12 protein-coding genes are annotated in these 15,471 nt (G+C 60.8%); 8 read left to right on the top strand and 4 right to left on the bottom strand.

Annotated elements, in window-relative coordinates; genetic code table 11:
• Positions 1-5 precede the first annotated feature (5 nt).
• The 4 genes from trkA (at position 6) to hflX (ending at position 4,584) form a co-directional block, all read left to right on the top strand.
• Complete coding sequence (gene trkA / locus CRO18_RS04400) at positions 6-1,382, top strand: Trk system potassium transporter TrkA (RefSeq protein WP_076483469.1); 1,377 nt, start codon at positions 6-8, stop codon at positions 1,380-1,382.
• A 6-nt stretch (positions 1,383-1,388) separates the two neighbouring features.
• Entirely contained in the window at positions 1,389-2,915 is a 1,527-nt protein-coding gene (locus tag CRO18_RS04395; protein ID WP_083951872.1) for a potassium transporter TrkG, read from the top strand.
• Between the two features lie 155 nt (positions 2,916-3,070).
• Entirely contained in the window at positions 3,071-3,304 is a 234-nt protein-coding gene (hfq, locus tag CRO18_RS04390) for an RNA chaperone Hfq (protein WP_097081211.1), read from the top strand.
• Complete coding sequence (gene hflX, locus CRO18_RS04385) at positions 3,301-4,584, top strand: GTPase HflX (RefSeq protein WP_097081210.1); 1,284 nt, start codon at positions 3,301-3,303, stop codon at positions 4,582-4,584. The genes hfq and hflX overlap by 4 nt, the downstream gene beginning before the upstream one ends.
• A 53-nt stretch (positions 4,585-4,637) precedes the next feature.
• Here the strand turns inward: hflX and CRO18_RS04380 are convergent, their stop codons facing one another.
• The gene (locus CRO18_RS04380) at positions 4,638-7,112 is read right to left on the bottom strand and encodes a penicillin acylase family protein (RefSeq protein WP_097081209.1); all 2,475 of its coding nucleotides are present in this window, start codon (positions 7,110-7,112) and stop codon (positions 4,638-4,640) included.
• Between the two features lie 101 nt (positions 7,113-7,213).
• Between CRO18_RS04380 and CRO18_RS04375 the strand changes: the two genes are divergently transcribed.
• Positions 7,214-8,086, top strand: a complete 873-nt coding sequence (locus tag CRO18_RS04375) for an NAD(P)-dependent oxidoreductase (protein WP_097081208.1) — start codon at positions 7,214-7,216, stop codon at positions 8,084-8,086.
• A 61-nt stretch (positions 8,087-8,147) separates the two neighbouring features.
• Here the strand turns inward: CRO18_RS04375 and ssb are convergent, their stop codons facing one another.
• A complete protein-coding gene (gene ssb / locus CRO18_RS04370) occupies positions 8,148-8,675 on the bottom strand; it encodes a single-stranded DNA-binding protein (protein WP_097081207.1) in 528 nt (175 codons plus the stop codon).
• Between the two features lie 172 nt (positions 8,676-8,847).
• Here ssb and CRO18_RS04365 point away from each other — a divergent pair, with 172 nt between their 5' ends.
• Positions 8,848-9,465: a lytic transglycosylase domain-containing protein gene (locus tag CRO18_RS04365; RefSeq protein WP_097081206.1), complete on the top strand. Its 618-nt coding sequence runs from the start codon at positions 8,848-8,850 to the stop codon at positions 9,463-9,465.
• A gap of 81 nt (positions 9,466-9,546) precedes the next feature.
• Here CRO18_RS04365 and CRO18_RS04360 read toward each other — a convergent pair whose 3' ends face one another.
• Positions 9,547-10,104 (bottom strand): YSC84-related protein, encoded by a 558-nt coding sequence (locus CRO18_RS04360; protein ID WP_076483475.1) that lies wholly within the window; start codon positions 10,102-10,104, stop codon positions 9,547-9,549.
• A gap of 106 nt (positions 10,105-10,210) precedes the next feature.
• Positions 10,211-11,209 carry a porphobilinogen synthase gene (hemB, locus tag CRO18_RS04355; protein ID WP_076483476.1) on the bottom strand — a complete coding sequence of 333 codons (999 nt, stop codon included), beginning with the start codon at positions 11,207-11,209 and terminating at the stop codon, positions 10,211-10,213.
• Between hemB and CRO18_RS04350 the strand changes: the two genes are divergently transcribed.
• Together CRO18_RS04350 and mfd are read left to right on the top strand one after the other, a co-directional pair.
• Positions 11,208-11,873 (top strand): component of SufBCD complex, encoded by a 666-nt coding sequence (locus tag CRO18_RS04350; protein WP_349290216.1) that lies wholly within the window; start codon positions 11,208-11,210, stop codon positions 11,871-11,873. The two genes, hemB and CRO18_RS04350, sit on opposite strands and share 2 nt — an antisense overlap.
• A 53-nt stretch (positions 11,874-11,926) precedes the next feature.
• The gene (gene mfd, locus CRO18_RS04345) at positions 11,927-15,364 is read left to right on the top strand and encodes a transcription-repair coupling factor (RefSeq protein WP_097081205.1); all 3,438 of its coding nucleotides are present in this window, start codon (positions 11,927-11,929) and stop codon (positions 15,362-15,364) included.
• The last annotated feature ends 107 nt before the right edge of the window (positions 15,365-15,471 follow it).

Genomic DNA, 15,471 nt, shown 5'->3' with positions numbered 1-15,471 from the left:
GGGCGATGAAGGTGATCATCTGCGGTGCGGGGCAGGTGGGCTGGCAGATTGCCCGCCATCTGGCCGGGGAACGCAACGATGTGACCGTGATCGACACGAACCCCGAGTTGGTGCGCCGTGCCTCTGACCTGCTCGACGTGCAAGGGGTGGTGGGGTTTGCTTCGCACCCCGATGTGCTGGACCGCGCGGGCGCGCGCGATTGCGATTTGATCATTGCCGCCACCTATTCGGACGAGGTGAACATGGTCACCTGTCAGGTCGCGCAATCGGTTTTTGGCATCACCCGCAAGATCGCCCGTCTGCGCGCGCAAACCTATATGGCGCCGCAATATGCAGACCTTTACCGCCGCGATCACCTGCCGATTGACGTGATCATCAGCCCCGAGCGCGAGGTGGCGGATGCCGCGATCCAGCGGCTTTTGGCGCCCGCGACCTTTGACACGGAAAGCTTCCTCAATGGCGCGGTGCAGCTTTTGGGCATCGCGCTTGAGGAAGAATGCCCGGTGCTCGACACGCCTTTGCGGCAGTTGAACGACCTCTTCCCAACGCTTGGGGCGATGGTGGTGGGCGTGCGCCGTGAAGGGCGTTTGTTCGCGCCAGAGGCGGGCGATCAGCTTTTCGCTGGCGATCAGATCTACGTCTTTACTCTTTCCAAAGACATCAACCGCACCTTGGAAATCTTTGGAAAGGCAACAAAAAAACAAGAACGCATCACCATCATCGGTGGCGGGATCGTGGGGCTTGGCGTGGCCAAAGCGCTTGAGGCCCGCTCCGACCGGGTGCGGGTCAAGATCATCGAGCGCGACCGGAAAACCGCCGAAGAGGCGGCGGACGCGCTTGAGCGCACCATTGTGTTGCACGGCGACGGCATGGGCACCGAGATGATGGACGAGGCCAATGTGGCGCGGGCGGATGCGGTTTTGGCGGTCACCGATGACGACAAAACCAATATCTTGGCCGCCGTGCGTGCCAAGCAATTTGGCTGTAAAATGGCGATCTCGCTCGTCAACGACCCGACTCTGGTGCCCTTGATGGCGCCTTTGGATATTGACGCCTATATCAACCCGCGCGCGATCACCGTTTCTTCGATTTTGCGCCACATCCGGCACGGTAAAGTGCGCGGCGTCTATTCGATTGGGGATGCCGAGGCGGAGGTGATTGAAGCGGTGGTGCTGTCCACCTCGCCCATCGCCGGGCGCGCTGTGCGCGAGATTGAATTCCCCGAAGGCGTGCTGTTGGGCGCGCTGCGCAAAGGCGATATGGTGATGAAACCCACGGGGGACACCAAGGTGGAGGAAAACGACGTGATCGTTCTCTTCGCGCTTTCGCATGACATCCCAGAGGTGGAGCGGCTGTTGCAGGTCTCCATCGATTTCTTCTAAGCGCCGATGCTGCGGCTCTTCACCCAGCTTCCGCTTTTTGTGCAGCTGATGCTGCTGGCTTCGGTTTCGATGCTGGTGCCTGCGGGCTATGGGGTGATTGAACACCAATCGCGCGTGGCGCGGGTGTTCTTTCAGTCGTCTTTGCTGTTCACGATGATCTCGCTGGTGGTCGGGCTGGCGGCGGCGGCGAACCCAAAGCAAAACCGCGAACGCTCGCTTTTGCTGACGCTGTTTTTTGCGTTCTTGGGGCTGCCGTTGATGCTGGCAGTGCCCTTTGCCGAAGCCATTCAAAACACCGGGCTTTTGAATGCTTGGTGGGAGATGGTGTCGAGCTTTTCGACCACGGGCGCTACGCTTTACGCGCCCGAGCGCCTGCCCGTTAGCCTGCACCTTTGGCGCGCACTGGTGGGCTGGATGGGCGGCTTTTTCATTTTGGTGATGGCGATCGCGGTGCTGGCTCCTTTGCGCATCGGCGGGTTTGAGATTTTCTTTGCGGGTGGCTTTGGCCAGCAAAGTGGAGTTGCGCCCTCGTTCATTCGCGATGGTGTGGCCGAACCAAGCGAGCGGATCGCGCATTACATCCGCGTTTTGGGCCCGGCCTATGCGGCGCTGACCGTGGTGCTTTGGGGGGCATTGATTTTGGCGGGTGATCCCGCGGAACTGGCGCTGATCCACGCGTTTTCAACGCTTTCCACCTCGGGCATTACCAGTTTGAACCATACGGGCGATGCGCCCTCGGGGCTGTTGGGAGAGGCGTTGATCTTCCTCTTTCTCATTCCCGCGCTGTCGCGGCGGCTTTGGCCCGGCGGCGGCGAATTGCGCGCCACCGAGAAACTGCGCGATGACCCCGAACTGCTCTTAGCGGTGGCGCTGATCGTTTTGGTGACGCTGTTCTTGTTTGCGCGCCACTGGATCGCGGCTTTGGATATTGAAAGCTCAAAACAAGCGCTGCCCGCGATTTTGCGCTCGCTTTGGGGGAGCTTGTTCACGGCGCTGTCGTTCCTCACCACCACGGGCTTTGAAAGCTCAAGCTGGAATGATGCGCGCTCTTGGTCCGGCCTTGGCACGCCGGGTGTGATTTTGGCGGGGCTTACCATCACGGGCGGCGGCATTGCCACCACGGCGGGCGGCGTGCGTTTGCTCCGCGTCTATGCGCTGTTTCGCCTTGGCCAGCGGGAGTTGGAAAAGCTGGTCCATCCGCAATCGGTCGCGGGCGGCGGGCAGGTGGCGCGGCGGTTGCGCCGCGAGGGTGCCTATATCGCATGGATCTTTTTCATGCTGTTCGCGCTTTCCATTGCCGGGGTGATGCTGGCCGTCACCGCCTATGACAATGAGTTTGAACCCGCGCTGGTTTTGTCGATTGCGGCGCTGTCCAACACCGGGCAATTGGCCTCGGTCGCGGTGGATCAACCGATTGACTGGGCGCTTTTGGGGGCTGAACCAAAAGTGATGTTGGCCTTGGCAATGGTGCTAGGGCGGCTTGAAACGCTCGCAATTATTGCTCTCTTCAATCCTGATTTTTGGCGTAACTAACCTAAAGTTGCGGCAAAGATGAGCAATTTTCTGGCATTTGCCCCTTTCGCCTCCAATTCGTGCTGGAAACTGCCGCGCGCTTGGGCATACTGGCGGCAGGGGACTAAGCGCCCCGCTCGACAGGACATGCAAGACAAGAAAAAGGCATAATAAAAATGGCTGCCGACAAACAGAACCTTCAGGACGCATCTCTCAATCACGTTCGCAAGACCAAGGTTCCGGTCACGATTTTCCTTATCAATGGTGTGAAACTGCAAGGCGTCATCACCTGGTTCGACAATTTCTGCGTGCTGCTGCGCCGCGATGGCCAATCGCAGCTGGTTTATAAACACGCGATTTCGACCATCATGCCCGGCTCGCCCATCTCTCTTTACGAGGGCGAAGACTGAGCGATTTCATCCTTTCGAAGGAACGGCCCACGCGGGTCTGGGTGCTGCACCCGGACCTGAAAGCCGTGGATGCGCGCCGTATGCCCGATTTGCGGTTGGCCGAGGCGGTGTCGCTTGCGGCCGCTTTGCCGGATCTAGAGATCATCGGCCATGAAGTGGTGCGCCTACCCAAACCCCATGCCGGGCATTTGTTTGGCACGGGCAAATTGGCGGAGTTGAAAGAGCGGCTGCACGATGCCGAGATCGACCTTGTTTTGGTCGATGGTCCCGTGACGCCAATTCAACAACGCAACCTCGAAAAAGCTTGGAATGTGAAGCTGCTCGACCGCACCGGGCTGATCTTGGAGATTTTTGCCGACCGGGCCCGTACGCGCGAAGGTGTGTTGCAGGTGGAACTGGCGGCGCTGAGCTATCAGCGCACGCGGCTGGTGCGCGCTTGGACCCACCTTGAGCGGCAACGCGGCGGGTTTGGCTTTGTGGGCGGCCCCGGGGAAACCCAGATTGAGGCCGACCGTCGGGCAATTGACGATCAGGTCATCCGGCTGAAGCGCCAGCTTTCCAAGGTCGTGAAAACCCGCGAATTGCACCGCGCCGCGCGGCGCAAAGTGCCGTTCCCGATTGTTGCGCTGGTGGGCTATACGAACGCCGGAAAATCGACGCTTTTCAACCGGATGACCGGGGCCGACGTGATGGCGAAAGACATGCTTTTTGCCACGCTGGACCCGACCATGCGGGGCGTTGAGCTGCCCTCTGGGCGGCGCGTGATCATGTCTGACACGGTGGGCTTTATCTCGGATCTGCCGCATGAGCTGGTGGCGGCTTTCCGCGCAACGCTGGAAGAGGTTCTGGAAGCCGATCTGATCTTGCATGTGCGCGACATTTCCCACCCCGAGACCGAGGAACAGGCCGAGGATGTGGGCGAGATCTTGGAAAGCCTTGGTGTGGCCGAAGATGTGGCGCTGATCGAGGTTTGGAACAAGATCGACGCCTTGTCAGAGGAAACGCGGGCAAGCCTTTTGGCCACCGATGCGCGACGCGAAGATGTGCAATCGGTCTCGGCTTTATCGGGCGACGGGATCGAGGCGCTTTGTGCCGCGATTGAAGAGCGGTTGGGCGAAGAACGCCTGTCGGAAACGCTGGATCTGCCTTTTAGCCAAGGCCGCGCCCATGCGTGGCTCCATGCCCAAGGCGTGGTGCGCGAGGAGCGCCAAGGCAAAGCAGGCTGGCATCTGGACGTGAGCTGGACAGCCACGCAAAAGGCGCGTTACGAGCGGCTCTAGGGCGCGATACCTTCAAGAAAACAAATCTCTAGGCGCTGCTTTTGAAGCAGCGCCTAGTCGTTTTCAGCCTTTGGTTCAAGCCGAGTAATGCCTGAGGCCGCTGCGCGCGCAAGCTCCGGGTCAAGCGACATCGGCACATATTCCCCGCGCCGCCAGCGGTCTGCCAGATCGTCGTAATGGCTTGAAAGCGGATGACCCGATTGCCCGGTCGAGATCACGAAAACCGAACTGTCCGGGTCGGCAAAGTCATAAACACCGCGATAGCCCGCGCCATGCACATTGGCGTAAAGGTCGGGCCCGGTGCCGCGCGTCACGCCCCGGTTGAGGGTGAAATCCCCCCCCGAGGTGGATTGGCGGATGTTCATGATCCAGCCCAAAAGCGTGGAATTGCCAAGCGCGGCGTGTTTATGCACCGCCTCATGCGCGTCGCCCCAGCGCCAGCTTTCAATCTGGGGGCCGTATTTCTCGCTCAACCCCAAAAGCGCCGCGTCCAAAGAGATGCGCGCAATATCGGAGCAGGTTTCGCGCGGGGCAGATTGCAGCACGTCACACCAGCGCGCCGCGCCATCGGTGTTGCGCAAAACGCGCTCTAAAAAGAGCGGTTGCAGATGGGTGTATTTGGCGGCGAGTTCCGGGCCAAGCTCATCGCGCAGCACGCGGCTTTGGAACTCGCGCATCCAAGCGGCATAGATCAGTGGCTCGGGCAGATGCTCGTTCATATCGCCATCCCACGCCGCCAGGAGTTCCAGCGCGCGTTGGCGGAACCGTTCGGGCGTGCCTTCGGGTGCGGGCTGGCCGGTGAACCACAGATCGGCGCCGACGAGCGGCAACAATCCCCGCGCGGCTGGCGAGACGGTATCAAGCTGCGCGGCAATGAAGCTTTCGCGCGAATGCACCTCCCGCTCGCCCATCAGCCGGGTGAGCCGGGTTACACGCTCGGTATCGCCCCAATCAAAGCTGACATGTTCAGGAAAGGCGCGGTCGGTCACCTTGTTATTGGTGTTTATGACAATGCCACCCGCTGGGTTTTCAACGCGCGGGTTGAGCGCATAGGGCAGCCGCCCTTGCCAGCGCGAGGCCGCAAGCCAGCCGGGGGTCGGCATCCGTCCTTGGGTCGGGTGGTTCGTCGCGCGCCGGGGCAGGGCACCCAGCGTCACCATGCCGACAGTTTCTTGATCGGCGAGTGTGAGGTTCATGGAAGGCGCCAAGAAGCCCTCGCCCGCCGCGATGGCCTGCGTCACGTTTTGCGATTGCATGATCTCAAGCGCGGCGCTGATGGAGGTATCGGCAGGCGACAGCGCCGACCAGCCAAGGCTCATCACATGGCCCGGCGGTGTGACGGTGCCCAGATCAAAATGGCCCGCAGGCAGCACGGGGCCATTCTCGCTCCAGCGCAGGGTGAGGGTGATGGGCGTTTGATCTTTGACCTCGACAATCACCTTGCGGGTGCGGAATTCGGCCCAACCCGAAGGGGTCCGGTAGCGTTCAGGGTTTGCCGGATCAAGTTCTTCGACAAAGACATCTTGGTCATCGGCATAAGAAGCGCTGACGCCCCAGCCGAGATGCGGGCTGCGGCCCGAAAGGACCAAAGGCACGCCCGGAATCGTGGCGCCAATCACCCCGCCGGAAGAGAGTTCGAGCCGGGCCAGATACCAAAGCGAGGGGGCCGAAAGCGCCACATGCGGATCGTTGGCCATCAAGGCGCCACCCGCCGCCGAACGGGATGGCGCGGCGGCATAGGCGTTGGACGCCGTGGCAAAAATTGCGGGGCCAAAGGGAGATAGCGGGCCTTCTTCATCTGCTTTGGCGCTGCGGGTTTCGGGCACGGCGCTGGGGAAAAGGCTTGCGTAATCGGGCAGCGCCATCACGCCGGTGCCCGGCACATCGGGCATCAGATCTTCCGCCCAGCCTTGGCCGAGGAGTGAGAGCCTTGCTCGTAGAACTTCGGTTTCCACCTGCGTTGCGCCCTGCGCCGCCATCAGCTTCAAGATCGCGATGGAATCGGCGGGCGTCCAATAGGGGATCGGCGCATCGAACAAAAAGAATTCCGGCGCGCCACGGCCAAGGGCCTGATCATTGACCGTTTCAACCCAAGCATTGACGCCACGCGCATAAGCCTCAAGCGCCGATCTGGCAGCCGGGCTTTGTGCCGAAACCGAGGCCATCGCCGCGCCGTAAAGATCAAGCCGCCGCATCAGTTCGTCGGTTTTGAGCGTTTCTGGGCCGAAGACTTCGCTCAGCCGCCCCTGCACGGTGCGGCGCAGCATCGTCATTTGCCACAGCCGATCTTGGGCATGGGCCAGCCCCAAAGCAAAGAACACATCGGCATCGGTTTGCCCAAAGATATGCGGCACGTTTTCGGTGGTGCGCACAATCTCAACCGGGGCGGAAAGCCCCTCAACTGCGTAGGTCGCGTTGTAATCGGGCAGCGAGCGGGCGGCAAAATACCAAACCCCTGTCACCCCCACCACAAAGGCGGCCAGCGCAAAGGTTACAAGGCGAACCATCCAGCGAAAGAAGCGATACATCGAAACCCTTTCGAAGGCGCGGCGTTGACGGGGCAGGCGCAGGCGTTACTAAGTCAGGGCAGGCGAAGTTTCAACGCGCAAACGCGCGCAAGGAGGCACGGATGGCGAAGCTGGCATTTTTGGGCTTGGGGGTGATGGGGTATCCGATGGCGGGCCATCTGGTCGCCAAGGGCCATGCGGTCACGGTCTATAACCGCACCGCCGCCAAGGCCGATGCTTGGGTCGCGCAATATGGTGGCGCGATGGCGGCCACGCCTGCTGCCGCAGCGACGGGGGCCGATTTCGTGATGGCCTGCGTTGGCAATGATGATGATCTGCGCGCCGTGTGTTTGGGCGAGACGGGCGCTTTTGAAGGCATGGAAGAGGGCGCGATCTTTGTTGATCACACCACCGTTTCGGCCAAGGTCACGCGGGAGCTTGCGCAAGCGGCGGATGCTCTGGGCTTGGGCTTTGTCGATGCGCCGGTTTCTGGAGGACAAGCGGGCGCGGAAAATGGCGTGCTGTCGGTGATGTGCGGCGGGGCCGAGGCGCATTATGCAGCCGCCGAGCCGGTGATTGCGGCTTATGCCAAAATTTGCCGCCGGTTGGGGGAAAGCGGCGCCGGGCAAATGGCGAAGATGTGCAACCAGATTGCAATTGCCGGGCTGGTGCAGGGGCTCGCAGAATCGCTGCATTTTGCCGAGAAAGCGGGGCTCTCGATCCCGGAACTGGTCGAGGTGATCTCGCAAGGGGCGGCGGGCAGCTGGCAGATGGTGAACCGCGCCGAGACGATGGCGGCGAACAAATTCGACTTTGGCTTTGCGGTGGATTGGATGCGCAAGGATTTGGGCATCTGCTTGGAAACCGCGAATGAAACCGGGGCGAGCCTGCCGGTCACGGCACTGGTCGATCAATTCTACAAAGATGTGCAGAAGATGGGCGGCAATCGCTGGGATACTTCGAGCCTGATCGCCCGGCTGCGCAAGCTTGATTGAGGGATGGGGCGCTGCCCCCTGATCCGCTAAAAACAAAGGGGGCCGTGTGGCCCCCTTTTTCTTAGAACGGGATGTCGTCGTCGAAATCCGACCGGCCACCGCCCGAGGGCGCACCGCCGCCGCCTTGGTTGCCGCCGCCATAGCCGCCGGGGCCATCGTCATAACCGCCGCCGTAGCCGCCACCGCCTTGGTTGCCGCCGCCGTAGCCACCGCCACCGCCGCCCGCGCCGCCGCCGTTCGGACCATCTAGCATGGTGAGGGTGCCGTCATAGCCTTGCAAAACGACTTCGGTCGAATACCGATCTTGGCCGCTTTGATCTTGCCATTTCCGGGTTTGAAGCTTGCCCTCAATATAGACCTTGGAGCCTTTGCGCAGATATTGCTCCGCGATGCGCACCAAACCCTCTTGGAAGACGGCTACGCTGTGCCATTCGGTGCGCTCTTTACGCTCGCCCGATTGCTTGTCGCGCCATGTTTCCGAGGTGGCAATGCGTAGGTTGCAAACCTTGTTTCCATTGGAAAAAGTTCGCACTTCCGGGTCGCGCCCGAGGTTGCCCACCAAAATAACCTTGTTTACGGACCCTGCCATAACACTCCCTCGTGCGATTCCGATTTGGCGGACAACTTACCCAAGGGCGCGCGCGAGAGAAAGGGGCGCTCGGCAAAAGCTTGCACGCCTTCGCGGGCCTTAAGCAAAGCTCTGGGCAAAACGGCCAATCTTTTCTATAGTACGGGCGTTTTGGGTACCTGTGGACGGTCGGATGAAGACAAAAGCCGTGACGATTGGGCTGGGGCTTATGCTGGCGCTTGCGCCGGTGGCTACCGATGTGGCGCAGGCCGATGGGCTGGTGCTTGGGCGGAAATCCACGAAATCTCAATCTCTTGTGCGTGCGAGCCAGTTCGCGCTTTTGGATGGGCGGCTCTCTGGGCAATATTCCAATTCTACGCGGCTGCGCCCCGATGCGCCCAAGGGCGGCGATGAGGCGGCTTCAACCCCGCGTTATTCGGGCCGCTATAAGGGCGAATATCTGGGCCATGCGAAAGCGGCAGCGGCGCGGCATGGGATTCCGGAAGATTTGTTCTTGCGTCTTGTGCAGCAAGAAAGCGGCTGGAACCCCGGTGCGGTCTCGCCCAAAGGAGCGCGGGGCTTGGCGCAGTTGATGCCCGGCACGGCGGCGAAACTTGGGGTGGATGCGGCAGATCCGGTGCAAAACCTTGAGGGCGGCGCACGCTATTTGCGGATGATGTATGACCGCTTTGGCAATTGGCGGCTGGCGCTTGCGGCCTATAACGCCGGGCCCGAGGCGGTGGAAAAACATGGTGGGGTACCGCCTTACACCGAGACGAAGAATTACGTTCGCATCATCTACGGTAGCTAAGGCGAAACTTAGCTTTGTGCCTTAAAGAATTGAAAAGGCGCGGGAAATGCCCGCGCCTTATGCGTTTTGAGGGCGTTGTGATCAGGGCAGGATGCGGGTGTATTTCGTGCCCGCAAGCGAGGCACCGACGATCAGCCCCGATTGCCCAAAGACCTGAACCACCACCGGCGCGAGCGTCGTCGTGGTATCGGTGCCGATCGCGGCGCCATGATCGGGCAGCGCATAGCGCGCATCGGCGCCCAGTTCCCAACCATCGGCGCGGCGGAAATCGGCCAAGGCTTTTTCGGTCATGAAGAACAGCGCATGGGCATATTGCTGCGCGCCGATCTGGAAGCCAAAGCTGGCCGAAGCGGCGGAGTAATAATCCACCGTCACATTGTTGATGCGCAGCGCGCCACGGCCAAAGGCGCCGCCGACGCCAAAGCCTGCTTCGGTCATCAGCGGCATGTAGAGCACGCCCACAGATTTATCGAGCAATTGCTGCGACGAGGTGAAGTTGCGCAGCATGTAAGAACGCGTCGCATCCACGCGGGCGTCGATCTTTGCCGCGCCATTCGAGCCCACGCCATTGCCGCAAGCCGCCAGCCCAAGGCTTGCGCCGCCTGCCAAAAGAAGGGTTCGTCTGGAAAGATCTGTCATCTGCTCGCTCCGTTAGGGGCCGGGTTTTCTCCGGTTCGCGCAAGACTTTAGCGCAGCCCCGCCCGCTTGTCATGCCCAAGGGGCGTGGGGGCTGCGCTTTGCGCGTTCAACCGCCGATAAGCTTGGCGGCTTTCGGCGCGAAATAGGTCAGCACCCCGTCACAGCCTGCGCGACGGAAGCCGATCAGGCTTTCCAGCATCACTTTGTCATGATCGAGCCAGCCGTTTTGCACCGCCGCCATCAGCATCGCATATTCACCCGAGACCTGATAGGCGAAGGTCGGCACTTGGAACTCGTCCTTCACGCGGCGGACGATGTCGAGGTAAGGCATACCGGGTTTGACCATCACCATATCGGCCCCCTCGGCAATATCGCGCGCCACGTTGCGCAGCGCCTCATCCGAATTGCCCGGGTTCATCTGATAGGTTTTCTTATCGCCCTTGAGCGCGCCCGAAGCGCCCACCGCATCGCGGAACGGGCCATAAAAGGCAGAGGCATATTTCGCGGCATAAGACAGGATCGTGATATCCTTGTGGCCAGCCGCTTCCATCGCCTCACGGATCTGGCCCACGCGGCCATCCATCATATCGGACGGGCCCAGAATATCGGCCCCTGCCTCAGCTTGCGCGAGCGCCATTTTCACAAGCGCTTCAACGGTTTCGTCGTTGATGATGATGCCATCGCGCACCAGACCGTCGTGGCCATTGGCGTTATAGGGGTCCAGCGCGATATCGGTCATGATCGCGACTTCGGGCACCGCGGCTTTCATCGCCGCAATCACCCGGTTGACGAAGTTGTCGCCTTGCCAAGCCATCTCGCAGGTTTCGGTTTTCACCGCCGGATCGGTGTAGGGAAACAGGCAAATCGCCGGAATACCAAGCTCGGCCGCTTCCTCAGCGGCCTTAATCGCGCCCTCCATCGTGCGGCGCACAACCCCCGGCATCGAGGCAATTTCCACATCTGCGCCGGGCACATCGGTGATGAAAATCGGCCAGATCAGGTCTTTGACGGAAAGCCGGGTTTCCTGTGCCAAATCGCGCAAAGCGGCGGTGCTGCGCATCCGGCGCATGCGATTGGTGGGGAAGGGCGGGGTGATAAGCGTCATGGCATTCTCCTTCTTACACTTTCGGTGCCACGGATTACCCGCCTTCTCAAGCCCCTCGAATGTCGCGGCCCGCTTGCATGCTGCGCGCGAATGCGCGAAACCGGGGGCAGAACAAGAAGCGAGCCTGCCGTTGAATATCCTGGAAACGATCTTCGAACTGATCGACATGCGGTCATTTTCGAACCTTTGGTACTGGATTGCCTTGGCCGTGGTCTGGTCGACCACGTCGCATTGGGTGCTGGGGGTGCCGTTTGATCTGGTGGTGCAGGCGCGCCGCAAGGGCGGACAAGCCGGGCAGGATATGCTGGTGCTGACGGGGATCAACACGCGCCGGTTGCTGCGCATTGGGCGTGAGGCGGGGGTTGTGTTGAGCCTTGGCGCCTCGTTCCTGCTCAGCCTGATCGTGATGCTGGGTTTTGGCTATGGGTTCGAATTTGCCCAAGCCGTGGCGCTGATCGCGCTGCCGCTCACCGTGGTGGGGGCGATGAGCCTGCGCACCGCCGCGCAGATTGAGCCGGTTTTGGCCCGTGCGCCCGAGCCCGAGGAAGTGGCGGCGCTTTTGGCGCGCCATCGGGTGGCGGTGCAGGCGGTGGGGCTTGTTGCGATCACCGTCACCGCGCTTTGGGGCATGTTTCAGAACATGCAGCTATCTGTTCTACGTTAAACTATCTGCGCGCCGGTCCGAGGGGCCGGAGCGGAGCCCGACTGGGAATGGTTATGGAACATTTTCTTCTTTCCGGTGCGCCCGAGGGCTATGACGCCAAGCTGCTCGCCAAGGAATTGGCGCGCGGGCAAAGCGTGGTGCATGTGGCCCGCGATGATCGGCGGATGGAGGCGATGCGCGCGGCGCTCGCCTTTTTTGAGCCTTCTGCGGTGGTGCTGACCTTCCCAGCATGGGATTGTTTGCCCTATGACCGGGTCTCGCCCAACCCCGATATTTCTGCCGCGCGGATGGCGACGCTCGCCGCTTTGGCTTCGGGCGCGGTGCCGGGGCCGTTTGTTTTGCTCACCACTTTGTCGGCGGCAACGCAGCGGATTCCAGCGCGCGGATTGGTGGCCGGTGCGAGCTTTTCGGCCCGTGTTGGGCAGAGAATTGATGAGAAGGCCCTCAAGCAATTCCTTGTTCGGATGGGATTTTCACCGGTTGGCACGGTTTCGGAACCCGGTGATTATGCGATCCGTGGCGGGATCATTGATATTTACCCGCCCGGTGAGTCTGGCCCGGTTCGGCTTGACCTTTTTGGCGATGTGCTGGATGGCGCGCGCCGGTTTGACCCGGTCTCCCAACGCACCACCGAGAAGCTGACCGCGATCGACCTTGCCCCGGTGAGCGAGGTGATTTTGGACGATGCCTCGATCACCCGGTTTCGGCAAAACTACCGTGTCGAATTTGGCGCTGGTGGGGCAGAAGACCCGCTCTATGAGGCGGTGAGCGCCGGGCGCAAACATGCCGGGATGGAGCATTGGCTTGGCTTCTTCCACGAGCGGCTTGAGACGCTCTTCAGTTACCTGCCCGAGGCGACGGTGATGCTGGATGACCAGACCGAGCCGCAACGCCTTGTCCGCTGGGAGGGCATCGCCGATCAGTATGACACGCGGCGCGAGGCAATGACCCGGCGCGACCGGCTCGACACGGTTTATAAGCCCGCACCGCCGGATTTGCTCTACCTCGATAGCAAGGGCTGGGAGGCCGAACTGACCGGGCATCGGGTGTTGAAATTGCAGGTGTTGCCCGCGCCGCCGGGGCCCGGCATCCTGAATGCCGAGGCGCGGATCGGGCGGAACTTCGCGCCGGAACGTCAACTTGAAAATATAAACCTTTTCAGTGCGCTGAAGGATCATATTCAGGCGCGTTTGAAGCTTGGTCCGGTGGTTTTGGCAAGCTGGTCCGAGGGGGCGCGCGAGCGTTTGAAGGGCCTTTTGGAAGACGAGGGCCTAAGTGGTAGCGTTCTTATAAACGATGCGCGCGGTATCAAAGGGCTGAGCCTTGCGGTCTGGGCATTGGATGCTGGGTTCGAGGCGGACGGGCTCACCGTGATCTCGGAACAAGATGTTCTGGGCGACCGATTGGTGGCGAAGCCGCGCAAGAAACGGAAGGCCGAGAACTTCCTGACAGAGGCGCAAAGCCTCAGCCCGGGCGATTTGGTGGTCCATGTGGACCACGGTGTGGGTCGCTATAAGGGGCTTGAGACCGTATCCGCCCTTGGCGCGCCGCATGAATGTGTGCTCTTGGAATATGCGGGCGGGGATCGGCTTTATCTTCCCGTTGAAAACATTGAACTTCTGAGCCGCTATGGCCATGAAGAAGGGCTTTTGGACAAGCTCGGCGGTGGCGCCTGGCAAGCGAAAAAGGCGAAACTCAAGGAACGTATCCGCCAAATTGCCGACCGGCTGATGCGGATCGCGGCCGAGCGGCTCTTGCGCGCGGCCCCTATGTTGGAAGCGCCGCATCATGAATGGGAGGCCTTCGCGGCCCGTTTCCCCTATACCGAAACCGAGGATCAGCTCTCCGCCATCGAAGATGTGGTCACCGACCTTGGCTCGGGGCGCCCGATGGACCGGTTGGTGGTCGGCGATGTGGGCTTTGGCAAGACCGAGGTGGCGATGCGCGCGGCCTTTATTGCCGCGATTTCGGGCTTACAAGTAGCCGTGATTGCCCCCACCACGTTGCTTGCCCGCCAGCATTATAAGACCTTTGCCGAGAGGTTCCGGGGCACGCCGCTCACGGTGCGGCCGCTGTCTCGTTTTGTCTCCGCCAAGGAGGCGACCAAGACCCGCGAGGGGTTGGCCGAGGGCACGGTTGATATTGTTATTGGAACGCATGCGGTACTGGCCAAAAGCGTAAAGTTTCGCAACCTTGGCTTGCTAGTCATTGATGAAGAACAACATTTTGGCGTTCAGCATAAAGAGCGTCTGAAAGAGATGCGCTCTGAAATCCATGTGCTGACTCTCACCGCCACACCGATCCCGCGGACACTGCAACTCAGCCTCACCGGGGTGCGAGACCTCTCGATTATTGGCACACCGCCGGTCGATCGGTTGGCTATTCGCACTTATGTCAGCGAATTTGACGCCGTTACGATACGCGAAGCCTTGCTACGGGAACATTATCGGGGCGGTCAGAGCTTTTACGTTGTGCCAAGAATTTCCGATCTGGCAGAGGTGGAAGAGTTCCTGCGCAGCCATGTGCCCGAGGTCAGTTTCATCACCGCGCATGGTCAAATGGCGGCGGGTGAGCTGGATGACCGGATGAACGCCTTCTACGACGGCAAATATGACGTGCTTTTGGCCACGACCATCGTTGAATCCGGGCTCGATATCCCCACGGCGAACACAATGGTGGTGCACCGGGCGGATATGTTTGGCCTGTCACAGCTCTACCAAATCCGTGGCCGCGTGGGGCGGGCCAAATTGCGCGCCTATTGCTATCTGACCACCAAACCGCGCCTGCCCTTGACGCCGCAGGCCACCAAGCGCTTGCGGCTTTTGGGCAGCCTCGACAGCCTTGGCGCAGGTTTCAATCTGGCAAGTCAGGATCTTGATTTGCGCGGCGCGGGCAACCTGCTGGGCGAGGAGCAATCGGGCCATATCAAGGAAGTCGGCTACGAGCTTTACCAAGCGATGTTGGAGGAAACGATCTCCAAGCTGAAATCGGGCGAGTTGACGGAAGCGGGGGATGATGGGGATTGGTCGCCACAAATCAACCTTGGCGTTCCTGTCATGATTCCAGAGGCTTATATACCCGATCTTGATGTGCGCTTGGGGCTTTACCGGCGCTTGTCGAGCCTGACCACCAAGGTGGAATTGGAAGGGTTTGCGGCAGAACTGATTGACCGTTTTGGCCCGCTGCCCAAAGAAGTGAACACGCTTTTGCTGGTGGTGCGGATCAAGGCGATGTGCAAGCGCGCGATGATTATGCGCATGGATGCCGGGCCCAAAGGCGCCACGGTGCAGTTCCATAATGACAAGTTTCCGAACCCGGCGGGGTTGGTGGAATTTCTCACCGATCAGCGGGGGCTTGCCAAAATCAACGGCAACAAGGTCGTGCTTCAGCGCGATTGGAAAAGCGACGCCGAGCGGATTAAGGGCGCGTTTGCGATTGCCCGCGATTTGGCCGAAAAGGTGCGCGACGGCAAGAAGGCCGCGAAGGGCTAAGCAGGCGGTTCCTTCGCGCGCCGAAGCCCGACGTAAGGTCAACCCTCATAGGGTTGCACCTCGGGAATGTATCATTTACGACTTTTATGTCGGTTTCGGCCGGCCTT

The organism is Rhodobacter sp. JA431, assembly GCF_900217725.1.
Lineage (GTDB): Bacteria > Pseudomonadota > Alphaproteobacteria > Rhodobacterales > Rhodobacteraceae > Rhodobacter > Rhodobacter aestuarii.
This window is presented reverse-complemented; position numbering and strand designations above follow the sequence as displayed.

Excerpts from the sequence above, each read along its gene's own strand:
- trkA (WP_076483469.1), top strand. The coding sequence starts at position 6 with ATGAAGGTGATCATCTGCGGTGCGGGGCAGGTGGGCTGGCAGATTGCC.
- CRO18_RS04360 (WP_076483475.1), bottom strand. The coding sequence starts at position 10,104 with ATGACAGATCTTTCCAGACGAACCCTTCTTTTGGCAGGCGGCGCAAGC.
- CRO18_RS04350 (WP_349290216.1), top strand. The coding sequence starts at position 11,208 with ATGGCATTCTCCTTCTTACACTTTCGGTGCCACGGATTACCCGCCTTC.
- CRO18_RS04375 (WP_097081208.1), top strand. The coding sequence starts at position 7,214 with ATGGCGAAGCTGGCATTTTTGGGCTTGGGGGTGATGGGGTATCCGATG.
- CRO18_RS04395 (WP_083951872.1), top strand. The coding sequence starts at position 1,389 with ATGCTGCGGCTCTTCACCCAGCTTCCGCTTTTTGTGCAGCTGATGCTG.
- CRO18_RS04380 (WP_097081209.1), bottom strand. The coding sequence starts at position 7,112 with ATGTATCGCTTCTTTCGCTGGATGGTTCGCCTTGTAACCTTTGCGCTG.
- CRO18_RS04365 (WP_097081206.1), top strand. The coding sequence starts at position 8,848 with ATGAAGACAAAAGCCGTGACGATTGGGCTGGGGCTTATGCTGGCGCTT.
- ssb (WP_097081207.1), bottom strand. The coding sequence starts at position 8,675 with ATGGCAGGGTCCGTAAACAAGGTTATTTTGGTGGGCAACCTCGGGCGC.
- mfd (WP_097081205.1), top strand. The coding sequence starts at position 11,927 with ATGGAACATTTTCTTCTTTCCGGTGCGCCCGAGGGCTATGACGCCAAG.
- hemB (WP_076483476.1), bottom strand. The coding sequence starts at position 11,209 with ATGACGCTTATCACCCCGCCCTTCCCCACCAATCGCATGCGCCGGATG.
- hfq (WP_097081211.1), top strand. The coding sequence starts at position 3,071 with ATGGCTGCCGACAAACAGAACCTTCAGGACGCATCTCTCAATCACGTT.